17 protein-coding genes are annotated in these 17499 nt (G+C 61.5%); 13 read left to right on the forward strand and 4 right to left on the reverse strand.

Going from position 1 to position 17499, the window contains the following annotated elements; translation table 11 throughout:
- Nucleotides 1-6 precede the first annotated feature (6 nt).
- Nucleotides 7-1542 carry an HDOD domain-containing protein gene (locus KVG91_RS15820; RefSeq protein ID WP_169376981.1) on the reverse strand — a complete coding sequence of 512 codons (1536 nt, stop codon included), beginning with the start codon at nt 1540-1542 and terminating at the stop codon, nt 7-9.
- Nucleotides 1543-1708: 166 nt separating this feature from the next.
- On the opposite strand from KVG91_RS15820, the gene motA reads away from it, so the two are divergent.
- Nucleotides 1709-2560 carry a flagellar motor stator protein MotA gene (motA, locus tag KVG91_RS15825; RefSeq protein WP_169376980.1) on the forward strand — a complete coding sequence of 284 codons (852 nt, stop codon included), beginning with the start codon at nt 1709-1711 and terminating at the stop codon, nt 2558-2560.
- Between the two features lie 3 nt (nt 2561-2563).
- A complete protein-coding gene (motB, locus tag KVG91_RS15830; protein ID WP_169376979.1) occupies nt 2564-3583 on the forward strand; it encodes a flagellar motor protein MotB in 1020 nt (339 codons plus the stop codon).
- A gap of 60 nt (nt 3584-3643) precedes the next feature.
- Here the strand turns inward: motB and KVG91_RS15835 are convergent, their stop codons facing one another.
- Together KVG91_RS15835 and rsgA are read right to left on the reverse strand one after the other, a co-directional pair.
- Nucleotides 3644-4006, reverse strand: a complete 363-nt coding sequence (locus KVG91_RS15835; protein ID WP_318840890.1) for a type II toxin-antitoxin system PemK/MazF family toxin — start codon at nt 4004-4006, stop codon at nt 3644-3646.
- 319 nt (nt 4007-4325) lie between these two features.
- A complete protein-coding gene (rsgA, locus tag KVG91_RS15840; RefSeq protein WP_169376977.1) occupies nt 4326-5357 on the reverse strand; it encodes a small ribosomal subunit biogenesis GTPase RsgA in 1032 nt (343 codons plus the stop codon).
- Nucleotides 5358-5466: 109 nt separating this feature from the next.
- Between rsgA and orn the strand changes: the two genes are divergently transcribed.
- Nucleotides 5467-6009, forward strand: a complete 543-nt coding sequence (gene orn / locus KVG91_RS15845; RefSeq protein WP_076951854.1) for an oligoribonuclease — start codon at nt 5467-5469, stop codon at nt 6007-6009.
- 173 nt (nt 6010-6182) lie between these two features.
- Nucleotides 6183-6797 carry a trimeric intracellular cation channel family protein gene (locus tag KVG91_RS15850; RefSeq protein WP_076951855.1) on the forward strand — a complete coding sequence of 205 codons (615 nt, stop codon included), beginning with the start codon at nt 6183-6185 and terminating at the stop codon, nt 6795-6797.
- Here the strand turns inward: KVG91_RS15850 and queG are convergent.
- The gene (gene queG, locus KVG91_RS15855; protein ID WP_169376210.1) at nt 6791-7858 is read right to left on the reverse strand and encodes a tRNA epoxyqueuosine(34) reductase QueG; all 1068 of its coding nucleotides are present in this window, start codon (nt 7856-7858) and stop codon (nt 6791-6793) included. The two genes, KVG91_RS15850 and queG, sit on opposite strands and share 7 nt — an antisense overlap.
- 63 nt (nt 7859-7921) lie before the next feature.
- Here queG and KVG91_RS15860 point away from each other — a divergent pair, with 63 nt between their 5' ends.
- From KVG91_RS15860 to hflC, 9 genes are all read left to right on the forward strand, one after another.
- Nucleotides 7922-8782, forward strand: a complete 861-nt coding sequence (locus KVG91_RS15860; RefSeq protein WP_217894900.1) for an NAD(P)H-hydrate dehydratase — start codon at nt 7922-7924, stop codon at nt 8780-8782.
- Nucleotides 8770-9240, forward strand: a complete 471-nt coding sequence (tsaE, locus tag KVG91_RS15865) for a tRNA (adenosine(37)-N6)-threonylcarbamoyltransferase complex ATPase subunit type 1 TsaE (RefSeq protein ID WP_169376943.1) — start codon at nt 8770-8772, stop codon at nt 9238-9240. The genes KVG91_RS15860 and tsaE overlap by 13 nt, the downstream gene beginning before the upstream one ends.
- 15 nt (nt 9241-9255) lie before the next feature.
- Complete coding sequence (locus tag KVG91_RS15870; protein ID WP_076951859.1) at nt 9256-10677, forward strand: N-acetylmuramoyl-L-alanine amidase; 1422 nt, start codon at nt 9256-9258, stop codon at nt 10675-10677.
- Complete coding sequence (gene mutL / locus KVG91_RS15875) at nt 10677-12593, forward strand: DNA mismatch repair endonuclease MutL (RefSeq protein WP_404822396.1); 1917 nt, start codon at nt 10677-10679, stop codon at nt 12591-12593. Before KVG91_RS15870 ends, mutL begins: the two co-directional genes overlap by 1 nt.
- Complete coding sequence (gene miaA / locus KVG91_RS15880) at nt 12593-13564, forward strand: tRNA (adenosine(37)-N6)-dimethylallyltransferase MiaA (RefSeq protein WP_169376944.1); 972 nt, start codon at nt 12593-12595, stop codon at nt 13562-13564. The genes mutL and miaA overlap by 1 nt, the downstream gene beginning before the upstream one ends.
- A 94-nt stretch (nt 13565-13658) precedes the next feature.
- Nucleotides 13659-13919, forward strand: coding sequence for an RNA chaperone Hfq (gene hfq, locus KVG91_RS15885; protein ID WP_124422158.1), 261 nt, complete (start codon nt 13659-13661; stop codon nt 13917-13919).
- Between the two features lie 12 nt (nt 13920-13931).
- Nucleotides 13932-15233, forward strand: coding sequence for a ribosome rescue GTPase HflX (gene hflX / locus KVG91_RS15890; RefSeq protein ID WP_169376945.1), 1302 nt, complete (start codon nt 13932-13934; stop codon nt 15231-15233).
- 96 nt (nt 15234-15329) lie between these two features.
- Nucleotides 15330-16505, forward strand: a complete 1176-nt coding sequence (gene hflK, locus KVG91_RS15895) for an FtsH protease activity modulator HflK (protein ID WP_076951863.1) — start codon at nt 15330-15332, stop codon at nt 16503-16505.
- A complete protein-coding gene (gene hflC / locus KVG91_RS15900; RefSeq protein WP_169376946.1) occupies nt 16505-17371 on the forward strand; it encodes a protease modulator HflC in 867 nt (288 codons plus the stop codon). The genes hflK and hflC overlap by 1 nt, the downstream gene beginning before the upstream one ends.
- Nucleotides 17372-17499 lie beyond the last annotated feature (128 nt).

Consider the following 17499-nt stretch of genomic DNA (forward strand, 5'->3'; position numbering starts at 1 on the left):
CAAGCATCAGGTGCTGCGGTTGGTAAAGCAGTGCAGGGCCTTCTCGATGCATTGGGCGGTTTTGCCGAAGGCTTGCACGGTAGTTTCCGAGAACGGCCCACCGCCCTGGTCAGCCACCATCAGCATCACCACCTTGCCGTTGCAACTCAGCGAGCGCAGCAGCAGGTGTTCGCCGGTAAACAGGCGACGCAGGATCGGCGGCAGCAAGGCCGAGAACTGCGCATGGTTGTCAGGGTTGAGGCGCACCTGGGCGGACTTTTCCAGCAGTCGCTGCAGCAGCGTGCTGTTGACTACGTCCAGGCTGAGGTTGGCGGCGTCCTTGGGCAGGCCGTCGACCTGATGCACGCGCAAGGTGCTCTGGGCGCGATCGGTCATCAGCAGCATAACCCGCTGCATGCCGCTGGCCACCAAGGCCTCCTTGGCGCAGGTGGTCAGATGCATGGCGTTGGCAAAGCGGCTCGGCTCCACCAGCAGCTCGGTGCAATGCTTGCGCCACACAGCCAGGGACTCGGCGGTGGGCGGCGGCGCCGGCAGCAGGCCACGATGGATCTTCTGCACGTGCCACGGCCAGATCAGCGACAGCGCCGGGTGCCAGAGGTCGGGCATCAACGTGGTGCGGGCGCTGGTGACGGCTTGTTGATGGACCTGTTGCTGCACGTCGCCCAAGGGCTGTTGCAGGTACAGCGCAGTCAGGTACTGCCAACGCTCGGTGTGCGGGCAGGTCCAGGACTCCTGGGTCGACATTGCCAGGCCGTTGGCCAGCAATACGGTATTGGCCGGCTGGTTCAGCCAGCGGCGCAGGTTGGGTTCGGCGTCGAGCAGTTGCTGATGGCGTAGCGGGTCGTCTTCGCGGGCGATATGCAGTGCCTTGACCAGCAAGCGTTGTTCGGTCAGCAGCAATTTATAGCCTTGAGATACCCAGATCGGCAGGTGCCAGGCTTCAGTCAGGCCGACGCACAGGTCCAGCAGGCGCACGCCGAACAATTCCTGCTCGACTTGGCGGGCGGGCTGGTTCTTGTGGATAACCCGCAGCTCCCATTCTTCCAAGAGCTTGGGGAAGGCAACCGCCATCGGCCACATCGGCGACAGAAACAGCAGGCTGCCCCAATGAATATCCTGCCACAGCCGCGCCAGGCGGCTGCCAAACAAACCGTTGGCTTGCTGCGAAGCATGCTGGCTCACCAGCAGCAATTGGCGCAGCGCCACCGGAATCTCGTGGGCCGGTACCGCAGGCAGGCGCGCCAGCAGTTCTTCGGCGCGCTTGAGGCCCAGGCGGTTAAGCGCCACTTCGAGGTTTTCCGCCGGTTCCGCCAGGCTGCCATGGGTGTGGCTGTTGGCCTCGCGGATCACGCTGAGCACAAGGGCCGGGCTGTCTTGCATCAGCTCGGCGATGTCCCGCAGCGAGCTGCGGCTGTCGCGGATGCCTTTGCACACGCGGTCGTGGCTGGCCTGGGGAACAGGCAGCAGTACCTCGTCCAGGCGCTTGATCCAAGCGGCGAGAGAAGTGGGTTTTGCAGTGGGAACTGTCGTTTCATTGGCCATGGTGGGGGCGCGATCATCACTTGCTGTCAACACGCCCGGAGCGGGCCGAACTGGCTTTTCGCCTTAACGGGCTATAGTCTGGCGCAGTTTTGCCGATAAGAGGAACAAGAGTTTTCAGTTCCCTTAAATATGTCCATGAACCCGACGGCGCAAGTACTCATCTCCTATGGCTAAAATTATCGGCATCATCGTCGTCATCGCAAGCGTGCTCGGTGGCTACGTCCTGTCCCACGGTAAAATTGCTGCGCTGGTCCAGCCCTTCGAAGTGCTGATCATCGGTGGTGCGGCGTTCGGCGCGTTCTTGCAGGCGAACCCTGGCTACATGACCATGCACGTGGTCAAAAAATCGCTGGCCATGTTCGGTTCGCGCTTCACCCACACCTTCTATCTGGAAGTGCTGGGCCTGGTCTACGAGATCCTTAACAAGAGCCGCCGCGAAGGCATGATGGCCATCGAGGCGGACATTGAAGACGCCGCGGCCAGCCCGATTTTCGCCAAGTACCCGGCCGTGCTCAAAGATGAGCGCATGACCGCCTACATCTGTGATTACTTGCGCATCATGTCTTCCGGCAACATGGCCCCCCACGAGCTGGAAGGCCTGTTCGACATGGAACTGTTCAGCCTCAAAGAAGAGCTGGAACACCCTTCCCACGCCGTCACCGGTATCGCCGACGGCATGCCCGGCTTCGGTATCGTTGCGGCGGTACTCGGTATCGTGGTGACCATGGCGTCGCTGGGCGAAGGCGACCAGGCCGCCATCGGCATGCACGTAGGCGCGGCGTTGGTGGGTACCTTCTTCGGTATTCTCGCGGCCTACGGCTTCTTCGGCCCCCTGGCGACCTCCCTGGCCCATGACGCCAAGGAAGAAATCAACCTGTACGAGTCGATCAAGGCCAGCCTGGTCGCTTCGGCTTCCGGCATGCCGCCATCGCTGGCGGTGGAGTTCGGTCGTAAGGTGTTGTACCCCAAGCACCGCCCAAGCTTCGCCGAGCTGGAACAAGCGGTCCGCGGTCGCTAAGCCATGGAAAACAACCAGCCGATAATCATCAAGCGCGTCAAGCGCTTCGCTGCGGGGCACCACGGCGGCGCCTGGAAAATCGCCTTCGCCGACTTTGCGACGGCGATGATGGCGTTCTTTCTGGTGCTGTGGCTGATGTCCACCGCCACGCCGGAACAGAAGATCGCCATCGCCGGCTACTTCAAAGACCCGATTGGCTTTTCGGAAAGCGGCACGCCTTTCGTGATCGACCTGGGCGGTTCGCCGCAGTTGGCGCCTGAACGCACCATCAACCCGGAAGTGCAGACCGAGTCGCCGCAGGAAAAAATCCCGATCGAGCGCGATACTGTGGAATCGATGGCCGAGCAGGTCGAGCAGGAACGCCTTGAGCTGTTGCTGCAGGAACTGCAGAACAAGGTCGAGGAAAACCCGCAACTGCTGAAGTTCAAGGATCAGATTTCGTTCGAGATCACCCCGGACGGTTTGCGCATCCAGATTACCGACGCCGCCAACCGGCCGATGTTCGATTCCGGCAGTGCGCGCTTGAAACCGTACTTTGAAGACATCCTGCTGGCCATGGCCGACACCATCAAGGCGGTGCCGAACAAGATCAGCATCAGCGGCCATACCGACGCCAAGCCCTACTCGGGCCAGGGCGACTTCGGCAACTGGGAACTCTCGGCCAACCGCGCCAACGCCGCACGCCGTGCGTTGGTGGCCGGCAGCTACCCGGACCCGCAAGTGGCGCGCGTGGTGGGGTTTGCGTCTTCGCAGCTGTTTGACGCGAAGGACCCGTTCAACCCGATCAATCGGCGTATCGACATCGTGGTGCTGACCAAAAAGGCCCAGCGTGCGATCGAAGGTGATCAGCCGCCGTCACCGCAACCGACCCCAGGCGCGGGCGCGCCGGGCGAAGTGCCCGCCGACCCGAACGCCATTCCCCCAGGGCAGGAGCCGTTGCCGGCGCATGAACTGCGCCAGAAGCTGAATCTGTTTGATGATGGCGGGGTGAAGGATCCTACGGCGCCTGGTACGGGGTCGTAGAACACTAGCGACAATTTCAACTGAAAACGCTCCGACTCATCGGGGCGTTTTCAGTTCTGGCTAGAGCGGGAGGTAGGCTTTGACACCACTGATCACTCCTCGCATGTCGTCGGTACACAGGCGTGGTACGAAGTATTCTCGCCCTTTGGATCGGCTTTTTCTATGGAGCTTGTCGAGGCGCTCGAAGCTTACGGTGTAAATCATGTCGCACTTCACCCACAGTTCTTTGTAGCCATCAGATTGAAGTGGGTTAGTACGTAATAAGTGGTGCCAGTCGTGCTGTACCTCAGGTGCGGTAGAGGAGATCGGCACCACCGTGCAGAGCTTGCGATTGTGCGTAGTGGTAGGAGATATCACTACGACTTTGCGGATTTTGAGCATTTCTGGTGCGACGAAACCTCGCGTGAAGTCGCAAAGGAGCACGTCGCCCTGTTTGGGGTGATAGTAAAGAGCCAATCGTTAACGCCCCACAAAAAGCAAAGCCGCCCGAAGGCGGCTTCATTCGACACGCAGTGGAGCTTGCTTCGCCCCTTCTGCGCCGCTGGATCAACCCCGAAAAGGATCCAGACTCCTGCCAGCTTGCGCTGGTGACGGGGAGATTATGAGCATCAGACGTTTCGAATTCAAGCTGGCTTGCGTCGACGCGCCACCCAGTTGTGTCGAATTCTTGATGCCGGCGCCCGTTAAATCAATGGATAAGGGCGCTTTGTGATGCCATTTATATGTATCAGGAAATGGCCGCTCAGTAACTGCTCTCCGGCAAACTCGCAATAATCGACCGATAGCTGTTCATCCGCTGCTGCTGCACGCGGCCGTCTTCCAGCGCCTTGAGCAATGCACAGCCCGGCTCGCGGTCGTGCTTGCAGTCGCGGAAGCGGCAGGTGCCGATCAGGTCGTTGAACTCGATGAAGCCCGCTTCCACATCACTGCGGCTGACGTGGCCCAGGCCGAATTCACGGATACCGGGGGAGTCGATCAACTCGCCGCCGCCCGGGAAGTGGAACAACCGCGCGGTGGTGGTGGTGTGGGTGCCCTGGCCGGACAGTTCCGACAGCGGGCCGACGCGGGTGTCGACTTCCGGCAGCAGGCTGTTGACCAGCGAGGATTTACCCACGCCCGACTGGCCGACAAACACGCTGATGCGTCCGTCCAACTGCTGTTGCAGCTGTTCCATGCCGTTGCCGTGGTGCGCGGAGACTTCCAGCACCGGGTAACCGAGGGTGCGGTATACCGCGAGCAAGGCATTGAGCGCCGGGGCGTTCTGCGCATCGATCAGGTCGAATTTGTTCAGCAGCAACAGCGGGCGAATGCCGGCATGCTCGGCCGCGACCAGGTAGCGGTCGATCAGGTTGGCATGCGGCTCGGGCAGTGGTGCGAACACGATCACGATCATGTCGACGTTGGCCGCCACCGGCTTGAGCTGCCCGCGGCTGTCGGGGCGGCGCAGTTCGGTGGTGCGCGGCAACTGGGCGACGATCACCCCGATGCCCTGGTTGCCTGCACGCCAGACGACTTTGTCGCCGGTGACCAGGGCCGGCAGGTTGGCACGCAAGTGGCAACGAGAAACCGAGCCCGCGAGTTCGCCTTCGAGTGCCTCGACTTCGACCTGCACACCGAAGTGCGCGATCACCAGGCCCGTTTGTTCGGGCCCCAAGTCGCCGCCCTCGAGCGCTTCCACGGCGGAGGATTCACGTTTGGCGGCGCGCGCGGCGCGCTCACCCTGAATCTTTTCGATGCGCCAGTTTTGGCGACGATTGAGCTGGCGTTTGGCCATTGGTGTTCCGTGTCGATAATGCAAAAGTTTAGGTGAAACGGTCGCGAGTCTAGCACGGCCCCGCCTGCTAAACTGCGCAGCTACGCCAAGGTGCCAAGAGAATCAAACCATGCAAAACCCACAGAACCTGATTTGGATCGATCTGGAAATGACCGGTCTGAACCCTGACACCGACGTCATCATCGAGATGGCGACCATTGTCACCGACAGCAACCTCAATACCTTGGCCGAAGGTCCGGTGATCGCCATCCATCACAGTGATGAAGTGCTGGCGACCATGGATGAATGGAACACCCGCACCCACGGCAACTCCGGCCTGACCCAGCGCGTGCGCGACAGTCGCATCAGCATGGCCGAAGCCGAAGCCGAAACCATCGCCTTCCTGGAAAAATGGGTGCCGAAGGGCAAGTCGCCAATCTGCGGCAACAGCATCTGCCAGGATCGCCGCTTCCTCTATACCCACATGAAGGCGCTGGAAAGTTACTTCCACTATCGCAACCTGGACGTGTCGACGTTGAAGGAGCTGGCTGCACGCTGGGCGCCAGAAGTTAAAGATAGCTTCCATAAAGGCAGCACGCATTTGGCGCTGGATGATATTCGCGAGTCGATTGCCGAGTTGCAGCATTATCGCAAGCACTTTATCAAGGCTTGATTCGCTTCTTGTCGGTCCTTGTAGTGAGCGGGCTTGCCCCGCGCCGGGTGGCGAAGCCGCCCCAATAACGACACCCCCGAGTTCCAGATAGAACCAGGTCGCCTGGTTTGGGGCGGCTTCGCCACCCAGCGCGGGGCAAGCCCGCTCACTACACCATCGCAAGGATCGCCCTCATGCTGCTGATGCTCTACCTCATCGCCATCACCGCCGAAGCCATGACCGGTGCCCTGTCGGCCGGGCGTCGCGGCATGGATTGGTTTGGCGTGGTGCTGATCGCTTGCGTGACGGCGTTGGGCGGCGGTTCGGTGCGCGACGTGCTGTTGGGGCATTATCCGCTGACCTGGGTCAAGCACCCGGAATACCTGGTGCTGACCTCCATCGCTGCGCTGGTGACGATCTTCGCCGCGCCGCTTATGCGGCATCTGCGCTCACTCTTTCTGGCGCTGGACGCCGTGGGCCTGGTGGCTTTCACGCTGATCGGCTGCATGACCGCCCTGGAAATGGGCCACGGTATGTTGGTAGCGTCGGTCAGTGGCGTGATCACCGGCGTGTTCGGCGGCATCCTGCGGGATATCTTCTGCAACGACATCCCGCTGATCTTCCGCCGCGAGCTGTACGCCAGCGTGTCGTTCCTCGCCGCCTGGTTCTACCTGCTGTGCCTGTACCTGGAACTGCCTGGCGAACAAGCCATCCTGCTGACATTGTTCAGTGGGTTTCTACTGCGCCTGCTGGCGATCCGTTTTCACTGGGAAATGCCCAAGTTTGTCTACAACGACGACGTTCACTGACGCACGGCGTGCTGGTTCAGTGCCCATTCCACATGTTCGCGCACCAGTTCCGACGGGTAGTCACGGCGCGCCTTCAAGGCTTCCAGCACCGGAATGCTTGATGGCGCATTGCCCAGGCCCACGGCGAGGTTGCGCAGCCAGCGCTCATAACCGGCGCGACGCAGGGGCGAGCCTTCGGTGTTGCTGAGGAATTTATCCTCGTCCCACATGAACAATTCGGCCAGTTGCGCATTGTCCAGATTGTGCCGCGGCTTGAAATCGCCTTCGGCGGTGGATCGGGCGAAACGATTCCATGGGCAAACGATCTGACAGTCATCGCAACCGAACACGCGGTTACCGATCAATGGGCGCAGGTCCTCGGGGATTGCGCTTTTGAGCTCGATGGTCAGGTAGGAAATGCAGCGCCGCGCATCGAGCACATAAGGGCCGACGAAGGCATTGGTGGGGCAGATGTCCAGGCAGGCGGTGCAGCGCCCGCAATGTTCGGTGCCGTGGGGCGGGTCGACCGGCAACGGCAAGTCGACAAACAGTTCGCTGAGGAAAAAATAACTGCCGGCCTTGCGATTGAGTACCAGGGTATTTTTACCGATCCAGCCCAGGCCGGCTTGCTCGGCAATGGCTTTTTCCAGCACCGGCGCGCTGTCGACGAAGGCGCGAAAGCCAAAGGGGCCGATGTGGGCCTGGATGCGGTCCGCCAGTTGCTGCACGCGCTTGCGGATCAGCTTGTGGTAGTCGCGGCCCAAGGCATAGCGCGAAACATAGGCTTTTTCCGGCTGGGCCAGCCGTTGCGCCATGTGCGTGTCGCCGGGCAGGTAATCCATGCGCAGCGAGACTACGCGCAACGTGCCCGGCACCAGCTCATCGGGGTGGGAGCGTTTGCTGCCATGGGCGCCCATGTAGTCCATTTCGCCGTGGTAACCCGCGTCGAGCCAGCGTTGCAGGTGCTGTTCGTGCTCGGCCAGGTCCAGGCCGCTGATGCCGACTTGTTGAAAGCCCAGCTCGCGGCCCCAGTCTTTGATCGATTGGGCGAGGGCGGGCAGATCGGTGGTGATGGCAGGCATGAGACAAGGGAAACCGCAGGTTAGATAGGTATAATTCTGCCAGACATCGGAGCTTGAAGACGCATGCCGCAGACAAAACACGCAATAACCGACGTACAGCGCCTTTTGCACGGCCATTTGCCGCAACTGGCTGCACGTTCCCCGGACGCTCATAAAGGCCAGTTCGGCCACCTGCTGGTCATTGGCGGTGACCGTGGCCTCGGCGGCGCGGCCCTGTTAAGCGCCGAAAGTGCCTTGCGCAGTGGCGCGGGCATGGTGTCGCTGGCGACCCGCATCGAGCATGTTCCCGCTGCGTTGGCGCGTTTGCCGGAAGTCATGAGCGTGGGGGTGAGTTCGGCCAATCAATTGATGGGCTTGCTGGAAAAGATCTCGGTCATTGTGATCGGGCCCGGCCTGGGTGACGCTTCCTGGGGTAAAAGCCTGCTGTCCGTCGCCGCGAACGCGCAACAACCGCAAGTCTGGGACGCCGACGCCTTGAACCAGTTGGCGACCGGCAGCGTCAGTCTGCCGGCCAACTGCGTGATCACTCCGCATCCAGGCGAAGCCGCGCGCTTGTTGGGCATCTCGACGGCCGAGGTTCAGGCCGATCGCCTTAAGGTGGCGCGCGCGTTGAGCCAGACCTTCAACGCAGTGGCTATCCTCAAGGGCGCTGGCAGTTTGATCGCCAGCCCGGACGGACGTGTTTCACGATGTGACCAAGGCCATCCGGCGATGGCCACGGCTGGGCTGGGCGACGTGTTGGCCGGGCTGGTCGGCGCACTGCTGGCCCAGGGCATGCCCGCCTATGAAGCAAGCTGCCTGGCGGTGTGGTTGCACGCCACGGCGGGGGAGCGCCAGGGCACCTTTGGTCGCGGCCTCGCCGCCAGCGACCTGATACCTGCCATTCGTCAACTGCTGGAGGAACAGTCGCCGTGTCTGAAGTAATTCTTTTCCTGGCCGATGAAGAAGCCATGGTCGCGTTCGGCCAGCGCATTGCTCAGGTCACGGCCGGGGCGGGGCTGATCTTCCTCGAAGGCGATTTGGGGGCGGGCAAGACCACGTTGTCCCGGGGGATCATTCGCGGGCTGGGCCATGCCGGGGCGGTAAAAAGCCCGACGTTCACCTTGGTGGAGCCCTATGAGATTGGCGACGTGCGAGCGTTCCATTTCGACCTCTATCGCCTGGTGGACCCCGAAGAGCTCGAGTACATGGGTATTCGAGATTACTTCGATGAAGACGCGCTGTGCCTGATCGAATGGCCAGATAAAGGCACGGGCTTTTTGCCAAAGCCTGACATGACCATTACCATTACGCCGCATGAGCACGGACGTCAGTTGAAGTTGTTGCCCCAGAGCGCGCGCGGCCAGTCGTGGTGCGCCGCTTTGGCATTGGAATTCAAATAATTGGTGGGGTTAGGTATGCGCTTTCGCGCGTTGGTTGCTGTCGTGGGGGTGTTGCTTGCGGCAATGACTGTCAATGCTCTGGCTGCTTCTCAGGTGAAAAGTGTTCGCCTGTGGCGAGCGCCGGATAACACGCGACTGGTGTTCGACCTGTCTGGCCCGGTCCAGCACAGTGTCTTTACCCTGACGGCGCCCGATCGCCTGGTGATCGACATCAATGGTGCAACACTGGGCGGGCCGTTGAACGTGTCCACCGCCAACACCCCGATTACCGCCATGCGCTCGGCCCAGCGTACGCCGACCGACCTGCGCGTGGTGATCGACCTGAAAAAGGTCGTGACCCCAAAAAGTTTCTCGCTGGCGCCAAACGCCCAGTACGGCAACCGACTGGTGGTCGATCTGTTCGACAACGCCGCCGATGCCGCGCCGCCGCCCGCGCCAACGCCGAGCGTGGCAACCGTGCCTGCCGTTCCGGTCAACCCTTCGCAGCCACAGGTCAAGCTGCCGCCGCCGCCGCCGGCTCCAGCCGGCAAACGCGACATTATTGTAGTGATCGACGCCGGTCACGGTGGTGAAGACCCTGGCGCGTCCGGCTCGCGTGGCCAGCATGAGAAAGACGTAGTACTGGCCATCGCCCGCGAATTGCAGCGTCAGGTCAATGGCATGAAAGGCTACCGCGCCGAGCTGACCCGTACCGGCGATTACTTCATCCCGTTGCGCGGCCGTACCGAAATCGCGCGCAAGAAAGGCGCCGACCTGTTTGTGTCGATCCATGCCGACGCCGCGCCTTCGACAGCCGCCTTCGGGGCCTCGGTGTTTGCCCTGTCGGATCGCGGCGCCACGTCCGAAACCGCACGCTGGCTGGCCGACAGTGAAAACCGTTCCGACTTGATCGGCGGGGCCGGCAACGTGTCCCTTGATGACAAGGACAAAATGCTCGCCGGCGTGCTGCTCGACTTGTCGATGACCGCTTCGCTGACGTCCAGCTTGAACGTGGGCCAGAAGGTGCTGAGCAATATCGGCCGGGTCACCTCGCTGCACAAACAGCGCGTGGAGCAAGCTGGGTTCATGGTGTTGAAGTCTCCGGATATCCCGTCGATCCTGGTAGAAACCGGGTTTATCTCCAACGCCAACGAAGCCTCGAAGCTGGCCAGCGCCAGCCACCAGCAAGCCCTGGCGCGCTCGATCAGCGCCGGTGTTCGCCAGTTCTTCCAGCAGAACCCGCCGCCGGGCACCTACATTGCCTGGCTGCGTGACTCCGGCAAGATCGCCCAGGGCCCGCGTGACCATCGCGTGCAGCCCGGCGACACCCTGGCCATGCTGGCGGTGCGTTTCCAGGTCTCGGCCGCGACCTTGCGCAGCGCCAACAACCTGAGGACGGATGAGTTGAAAGTCGGCCAGGTGTTGACCATCCCCGGCACTGAATTGGCGGCGCAGTAATGAGCGAAACCCTCTTGAACAGCGGCTCGCGTATCGAGCTGCTCAGCCCGCGTCTCGCCAACCAGATCGCTGCGGGCGAGGTGGTCGAGCGCCCGGCATCGGTGATCAAGGAGCTGCTGGAAAACAGCATCGACTCCGGCGCCAAACGCATCGATGTCGACGTGGAGCAGGGCGGCGTCAAACTGCTGCGCGTACGTGACGATGGCAGTGGCATTTCCGCCGATGACCTGCCGCTGGCCCTGGCGCGTCACGCCACCAGCAAGATCCGCGACCTGGAAGACCTTGAACGCGTGATGAGCCTGGGTTTTCGCGGTGAGGCCCTGGCGTCCATCAGCTCCGTCGCGCGCTTGACCCTGACGTCGCGCACCCGCAGCGCCGAACAGGCTTGGCAAGTGGAAACCGAAGGCCGCGACATGGCGCCTCGGGTCCAGCCGGCGGCCCACCCGGTGGGCACTTCGGTGGAAGTGCGCGACCTGTTCTTCAACACCCCGGCGCGGCGCAAATTCCTCAAGGCCGAAAAAACCGAATTCGATCACCTGCAGGAAGTCATCAAGCGCCTGGCCCTGGCCCGTTTCGACGTGGCGTTTCACTTGCGCCACAACGGCAAGACCATTCTCAGCCTGCACGAAGCCCATGACGACGCCGCGCGTGCGCGCCGGGTCTCGGCGATTTGCGGCGCGGGGTTTCTGGAGCAGGCGCTGCCGATTGAAATCGAGCGCAATGGCCTGCGCCTGTGGGGCTGGGTCGGGTTGCCGACCTTCTCCCGCAGCCAGGCGGACTTGCAGTATTTCTTCGTGAACGGCCGCGCGGTGCGCGACAAGCTGGTGGCCCACGCGGTGCGCCAGGCGTATCGCGATGTGCTGTTCAACGGGCGACACCCGACGTTTGTGCTGTTCTTCGAGGTCGACCCGTCGGTGGTGGACGTCAATGTGCACCCTACCAAGCACGAAGTGCGCTTTCGTGATGGACGCATGGTGCACGACTTCCTCTACGGCACCTTGCACCGCACCCTGGGCGATGTGCGCCCGGATGATCAGCTGTCGGCGCCGATCGTGACGGCGGTGGTCCGGCCAAGCGGGCCGGAAGCCGGTGAATTCGGCCCCCAGGGCGAAATGAGCCTGGCGGGCAACCTGCTGCAATCGCCGCAGCCGCAACCTTCCTACACCGCGCCGGGTTCTGGTGCGGGCGCGGGTTATCAATACCAGTACACGCCGCGCCCGCAATCGACGGTGCCGGTGGCCGAGGCCCAGGCAGCCTATCGTGAATTTTTCGCGCCGCTGCCGGGTGCCGAGCCGGGCGCTGCTGTTGCGTTGCCGGAAGGCGGCGGTGATATTCCGCCGCTGGGTTATGCACTGGCGCAGCTCAAGGGCATCTACATCCTTGCCGAAAACGCCCACGGGCTGGTGCTGGTGGACATGCACGCCGCCCATGAGCGGATCATGTATGAACGCCTCAAGATTGCCATGGCCAGCGAAGGCCTCAGCGGCCAGCCGCTGCTGGTGCCGGAATCCCTGGCGGTCAGCCAGCGTGAGGCCGATTGCGCCGAAGAGCACCACGCCGTGTTCCAGCGGCTGGGCTTTGAGCTGCAACGCCTGGGTCCGGAAACCCTGGCCATCCGCCAGATTCCCGCGCTGCTCAAGCAGGCCGAGGCCAACCGTCTGGTCGCCGATGTATTGGCCGACTTGATGGAATACGGCACCAGCGATCGTATCCAGGCGCATATCAACGAACTGCTGGGCACCATGGCCTGCCATGGCGCCATCCGCGCCAATCGCCGCCTGGCCCTGCCGGAAATGAACGGCCTGCTGCGCGACATGGAAAACACCGAGCGCAGCGGACAATGCAACCATGGCCGACCGACCTGGACCCAGATGGGACTGGACGATCTGGACAAACTGTTCCTGCGCGGCCGTTGATGAGTACCTTGCCCCCCGCGATCTTCCTGATGGGCCCCACGGCCGCCGGCAAGACCGACCTGGCCATCGAGCTGAGCAAGGTGCTGCCATGCGAGCTGATCAGTGTCGACTCCGCACTGGTTTACCGAGACATGGACATTGGTACCGCCAAACCTTCAAAGGCGCTGCTGGCCCAGTACCCGCACCGTTTGATCGACATCCTCGACCCCGCGATGAGCTACTCGGCGGCGGATTTCCGTACCGACGCCCTCGCGGCCATGGCTGAGATCACCGCCCGCGGCAATATCCCGCTGCTGGTGGGCGGCACGATGCTCTACTACAAGGCTTTGCAGGAAGGCCTGGCGGACATGCCGCCGGCCGATCCCCAGGTGCGCGCCGAGCTTGAGGACGAGGCTGCACGCCTTGGCTGGCAAGCCCTGCACGATCAATTGACGGCAGTGGATCCGGTGTCAGCCGCGCGCATTCACCCCAATGATCCCCAGCGCCTCAGTCGCGCCCTGGAGGTCTGGCGTGTCAGTGGGCAGACCATGACCGCGCATCGCCAGCGACAATCTGCGCAAAGTGCTGACGCAGGCGCATCTGGACACTCACAATTGCCCTATACTGTGGCCCATCTGGCCATCGCTCCGGCAAGCCGCCAGGTGCTGCATGAAAGAATTGCACAAAGATTCACAAATATGTTGGAACAGGGGTTTGTAGACGAGGTCGTAGCTTTGCGTTCCAGAGGTGACCTGCATCCAGGGTTGCCTTCGATACGTGCCGTAGGTTACCGCCAAGTTTGGGATCATCTGGATGGCAAGCTGACGTCAGCCGAAATGCAGGAGCGTGGCATCATCGCCACACGCCAATTGGCGAAGCGCCAGTTCACCTGGTTGCGCAGCTGGGGCGATTTGCACTGGCTGGACAGCCTGGACAGCGACAATCTGTCACGCGCCTTGAAATACTTGGGAACGGTCTCCATATTGAGCTGAGTCCTTGCAATTGCCGTCTATCCTTGGGGGTGTGACGGCCTTGAGCTATCTATTTTCCGATTTTTTATTATTGATCCTTAAAGGAGTGCGGCACATGTCAAAAGGGCATTCGCTACAAGACCCTTACTTGAATACTTTACGTAAAGAGAAAGTGGGGGTTTCCATCTACCTGGTCAACGGGATCAAGCTGCAAGGCACGATCGAGTCGTTTGACCAGTTCGTGATCCTGCTGAAAAATACCGTCAGCCAAATGGTTTACAAACACGCTATCTCGACCGTCGTCCCTGTTCGTCCGATCCGTCTGCCTAGCGCAGCAGGTGATGAAGCAGTTGACGCTGAGCCAGGTAACGCCTGATAGGAGTCTCCTTTGTTCTTTGAGCGCCACGGTGGTGGTGAACGAGTCATCCTCGTTCACTTGGATGGACAGGACCCTGAGGCGCGCGAAGATCCGCAGGAGTTTCAGGAGTTGGCAAATTCGGCTGGCGCCGAGACCGTTGCGTTTTTTAACGTGCCGCGTCATCGGCCAACCGCCAAATATCTGATTGGCAGCGGCAAGGTCGAGGAACTGCGCGACCTGGTTCACGCCGAAGAAGCCGATCTGGTGATCTTCAATCACACCCTCACGCCCAGTCAGGAACGTAACCTCGAACGTGTCTTCGAGTGTCGCGTGATCGACCGCACCGGCCTGATTCTCGATATTTTCGCCCAGCGCGCCCGTACCCATGAAGGCAAGCTCCAGGTCGAACTGGCCCAGCTTGATCACATGAGCACGCGGCTGGTCCGCGGCTGGACTCACCTTGAGCGCCAGGGCGGCGGTATCGGCATGCGCGGCCCAGGTGAAACCCAGCTCGAAACCGACCGACGCCTGCTGCGGGTTCGCCTGCGCCAGATCAAAGGCCGTCTCGAGAAAGTGCGCAGCCAGCGCGAGCAATCGCGACGTGGCCGCACGCGTGCGGATATCCCTACCGTGTCCCTGGTGGGCTATACCAACGCCGGTAAATCCACGCTGTTCAACAATGTGACGAAATCGGACGTGTATGCGGCCGACCAACTGTTCGCCACCCTCGACCCGACCCTGCGCCGTCTGGATCTGGACGACCTGGGGCCGATTGTCCTGGCCGATACCGTGGGCTTCATTCGTCACTTGCCGCACAAGCTGGTCGAGGCATTTCGGTCTACGCTCGAAGAGTCGAGCAATTCCGACCTGCTGTTGCACGTGATCGATGCGGCGGAGCCGGATCGCATGTTGCAGATTGAACAGGTGATGCTGGTGCTGGGCGAGATTGGTGCCCAGGACTTGCCGATCCTCGAGGTCTATAACAAACTCGATTTGCTTGAAGGCGTCGAACCGCAAATCCAGCGCGATGAGAACGGCAGGCCCCAGCGGGTCTGGCTGTCGGCGCGTGATGGCAGTGGTCTTGAGTTGCTTGAACAAGCCATCGCCGAGTTGCTCGGCGGCGAATTGTTCGTTGGCACCTTGCGCTTGCCGCAGCGTTTTGCTCGACTGCGTGCACAGTTCTTCGAGCTGGGCGCGGTACAGAAAGAAGAACACGACGAAGAAGGGGTCAGCTTGCTGGCCGTTCGATTGCCGCGCTCGGAGCTGAATCGGCTGGTGAGCCGTGAAGGTGTTGTTCCGGCCGAGTTCCTCGAAGAACACACTTTGCAATAAAAGCCTCCTAAAGCGGTTGTGCCGCAGCGGCAGGCATTCTGTAGCATTGGTCGGCGCGCCGTGGGTGCGTCTTTGCTTTATCAGATGGAGAGCGCTATGGCTTGGAATGAGCCGGGTGGCAACTCGAATAATCAGGATCCTTGGGGTGGTAAACGCCGCAATAATGGCGACCGCAAGGGGCCACCGGATCTCGACGAGGCCTTCCGAAAGCTGCAGGAAAGCCTGAATGGGTTGTTCGGTGGTGGAAAAAAACGTGGTGGTGACGGCGGCGGTCGCACAAGCAAGGGCGGTGGCTATGGCCTGCTGGGCCTGGGGCTTGTCGTGCTGGCGGCCGTGTGGCTGTACAGCGCTGTCTACGTGGTGGACGAGCAGGAGCAAGCCGTGGTGCTGCGCTTCGGCAAGTACTACGAGACCGTCGGCCCAGGCTTGAATATCTACTTCCCGCCGATCGACAAGAAGTACATGGAGAACGTCACGCGTGAGCGTGCCTACACCAAGCAGGGCCAGATGCTGACCGAAGACGAGAACATCGTCGAAGTGCCGCTGACCGTGCAGTACAAGATCAGCAACCTGCAGGACTTCGTGCTTAACGTCGACCAGCCGGAAATCAGCCTGCAGCACGCCACCGAAAGTGCCCTGCGCCACGTCGTCGGTTCTACCGCGATGGACCAGGTGCTGACCGAAGGTCGGGAACTGATGGCCAGCGAAATCAAGGAGCGCCTGCAGCGGTTCCTCGATACCTATCGCACTGGTATCACCGTTACCCAGGTGAACGTACAGAGCGCAGCCGCGCCGCGTGAAGTGCAGGAAGCCTTCGATGACGTGATCCGTGCCCGTGAAGACGAGCAGCGTTCGCGCAACCAGGCTGAAACCTACGCCAACGGTGTCGTGCCGGAAGCCCGTGGTCAGGCCCAGCGTATCCTCGAGGATGCCAACGGTTACCGCGACGAAGTGGTCTCGCGCGCCAAGGGTGAGGCGGATCGCTTTACCAAGCTGGTCGCCGAGTACCGCAAGGCACCTGAGGTTACCCGCGAGCGTCTGTACCTGGACACCATGCAGGAAGTTTTCAGCAACACCAGCAAGGTTCTCGTGACCGGCAGCAAGGGTGGGCAGAACAACCTGCTGTACCTGCCGCTGGACAAGATGATCGAAGGTGGTCGTAGCAGCACCGGCGCACCGTCCACCGGTTCCAATGCCGCTGCCAACGAAGCGAGCGCCCGTGCGGCCGCTGACTTGCTGCAACAGCAAACACGTACCAGGGAGAGTCGTTGATGAGCAATAAATCGCTGACCGCCCTGATTGTGGGCGTCGTCGTGGTCATCGCTGCCTGGAACTGCTTCTACATCGTGGCTCAGACCGAGCGCGCGGTGATGCTGCAATTCGGCCGCGTGGTCCAGGCGGATGTCCAGCCGGGCCTGCATGTGAAAGTCCCCTACGTCAACCAGGTGCGCAAGTTCGATGCGCGCCTGATGACCCTGGATGCACCGACACAGCGCTTCCTGACCCTGGAAAAGAAAGCCGTGATGGTTGACGCCTACGCCAAGTGGCGCGTCAAGGATGCCGAACGCTTCTACACCGCGACCTCCGGCCTCAAGCAGATTGCCGACGAGCGTTTGTCGCGCCGTCTGGAATCGGGCCTGCGTGACCAGTTTGGTAAGCGCACCCTGCACGAGGTGGTATCCGGTGAGCGTGATGCGCTGATGGCTGACATCACGCGTTCGCTGAACACCATGGCGGAAAAAGAGCTGGGCATCGAAGTGGTCGATGTTCGGGTCAAGGCGATCGACCTGCCCAAGGAAGTGAACCGTAGCGTGTTCGAGCGCATGAGCACCGAGCGTGAGCGTGAAGCCCGTGAGCACCGCGCCAAGGGTAACGAGCTGGCCGAAGGGATCCGTGCGGATGCCGACCGTCAGCGCCGTGTCCTGTTGGCAGAGGCCTACCGCGAGTCTGAAGAGGCCCGTGGTGATGGTGATGCGCAAGCCGCGTCGATCTACGCCAAAGCCTACGGCCAGGACCAGGAGTTCTACGCGTTTTACCGTAGCCTGCGTGCCTACCGTGAAAGCTTCGCGAACAAGACCGACGTCCTGGTGCTGGACCCAAGCAGCGACTTCTTCCGCTACCTGGAAAAGTCCAAGTAACAGGCCTGTGATTCGGTAGGACCCCTCCGTCGGGCGGCTAAACTGCCTGGCGGGGTGATCCTTTCAGAAAACGGGTGTATGATGCGGCAGCCGGGAAATTCCCGGCTTTTTTGCGTCTGCATGTTTGA

It is taken from the genome of Pseudomonas azadiae (assembly GCF_019145355.1).
Lineage (GTDB): Bacteria > Pseudomonadota > Gammaproteobacteria > Pseudomonadales > Pseudomonadaceae > Aquipseudomonas > Aquipseudomonas azadiae.

Coding starts and splice junctions, on each gene's coding strand:
- hfq (WP_124422158.1), top strand. CDS start 13,659: ATGTCAAAAGGGCATTCGCTACAAGACCCTTACTTGAATACTTTACGT.
- rsgA (WP_169376977.1), bottom strand. CDS start 5,357: ATGGCCAAACGCCAGCTCAATCGTCGCCAAAACTGGCGCATCGAAAAG.
- KVG91_RS15860 (WP_217894900.1), top strand. CDS start 7,922: ATGCCGCAGACAAAACACGCAATAACCGACGTACAGCGCCTTTTGCAC.
- KVG91_RS15870 (WP_076951859.1), top strand. CDS start 9,256: ATGCGCTTTCGCGCGTTGGTTGCTGTCGTGGGGGTGTTGCTTGCGGCA.
- miaA (WP_169376944.1), top strand. CDS start 12,593: ATGAGTACCTTGCCCCCCGCGATCTTCCTGATGGGCCCCACGGCCGCC.
- hflC (WP_169376946.1), top strand. CDS start 16,505: ATGAGCAATAAATCGCTGACCGCCCTGATTGTGGGCGTCGTCGTGGTC.
- queG (WP_169376210.1), bottom strand. CDS start 7,858: ATGCCTGCCATCACCACCGATCTGCCCGCCCTCGCCCAATCGATCAAA.
- KVG91_RS15820 (WP_169376981.1), bottom strand. CDS start 1,542: ATGGCCAATGAAACGACAGTTCCCACTGCAAAACCCACTTCTCTCGCC.
- mutL (WP_404822396.1), top strand. CDS start 10,677: ATGAGCGAAACCCTCTTGAACAGCGGCTCGCGTATCGAGCTGCTCAGC.
- motA (WP_169376980.1), top strand. CDS start 1,709: ATGGCTAAAATTATCGGCATCATCGTCGTCATCGCAAGCGTGCTCGGT.
- KVG91_RS15850 (WP_076951855.1), top strand. CDS start 6,183: ATGCTGCTGATGCTCTACCTCATCGCCATCACCGCCGAAGCCATGACC.
- hflK (WP_076951863.1), top strand. CDS start 15,330: ATGGCTTGGAATGAGCCGGGTGGCAACTCGAATAATCAGGATCCTTGG.
- motB (WP_169376979.1), top strand. CDS start 2,564: ATGGAAAACAACCAGCCGATAATCATCAAGCGCGTCAAGCGCTTCGCT.
- orn (WP_076951854.1), top strand. CDS start 5,467: ATGCAAAACCCACAGAACCTGATTTGGATCGATCTGGAAATGACCGGT.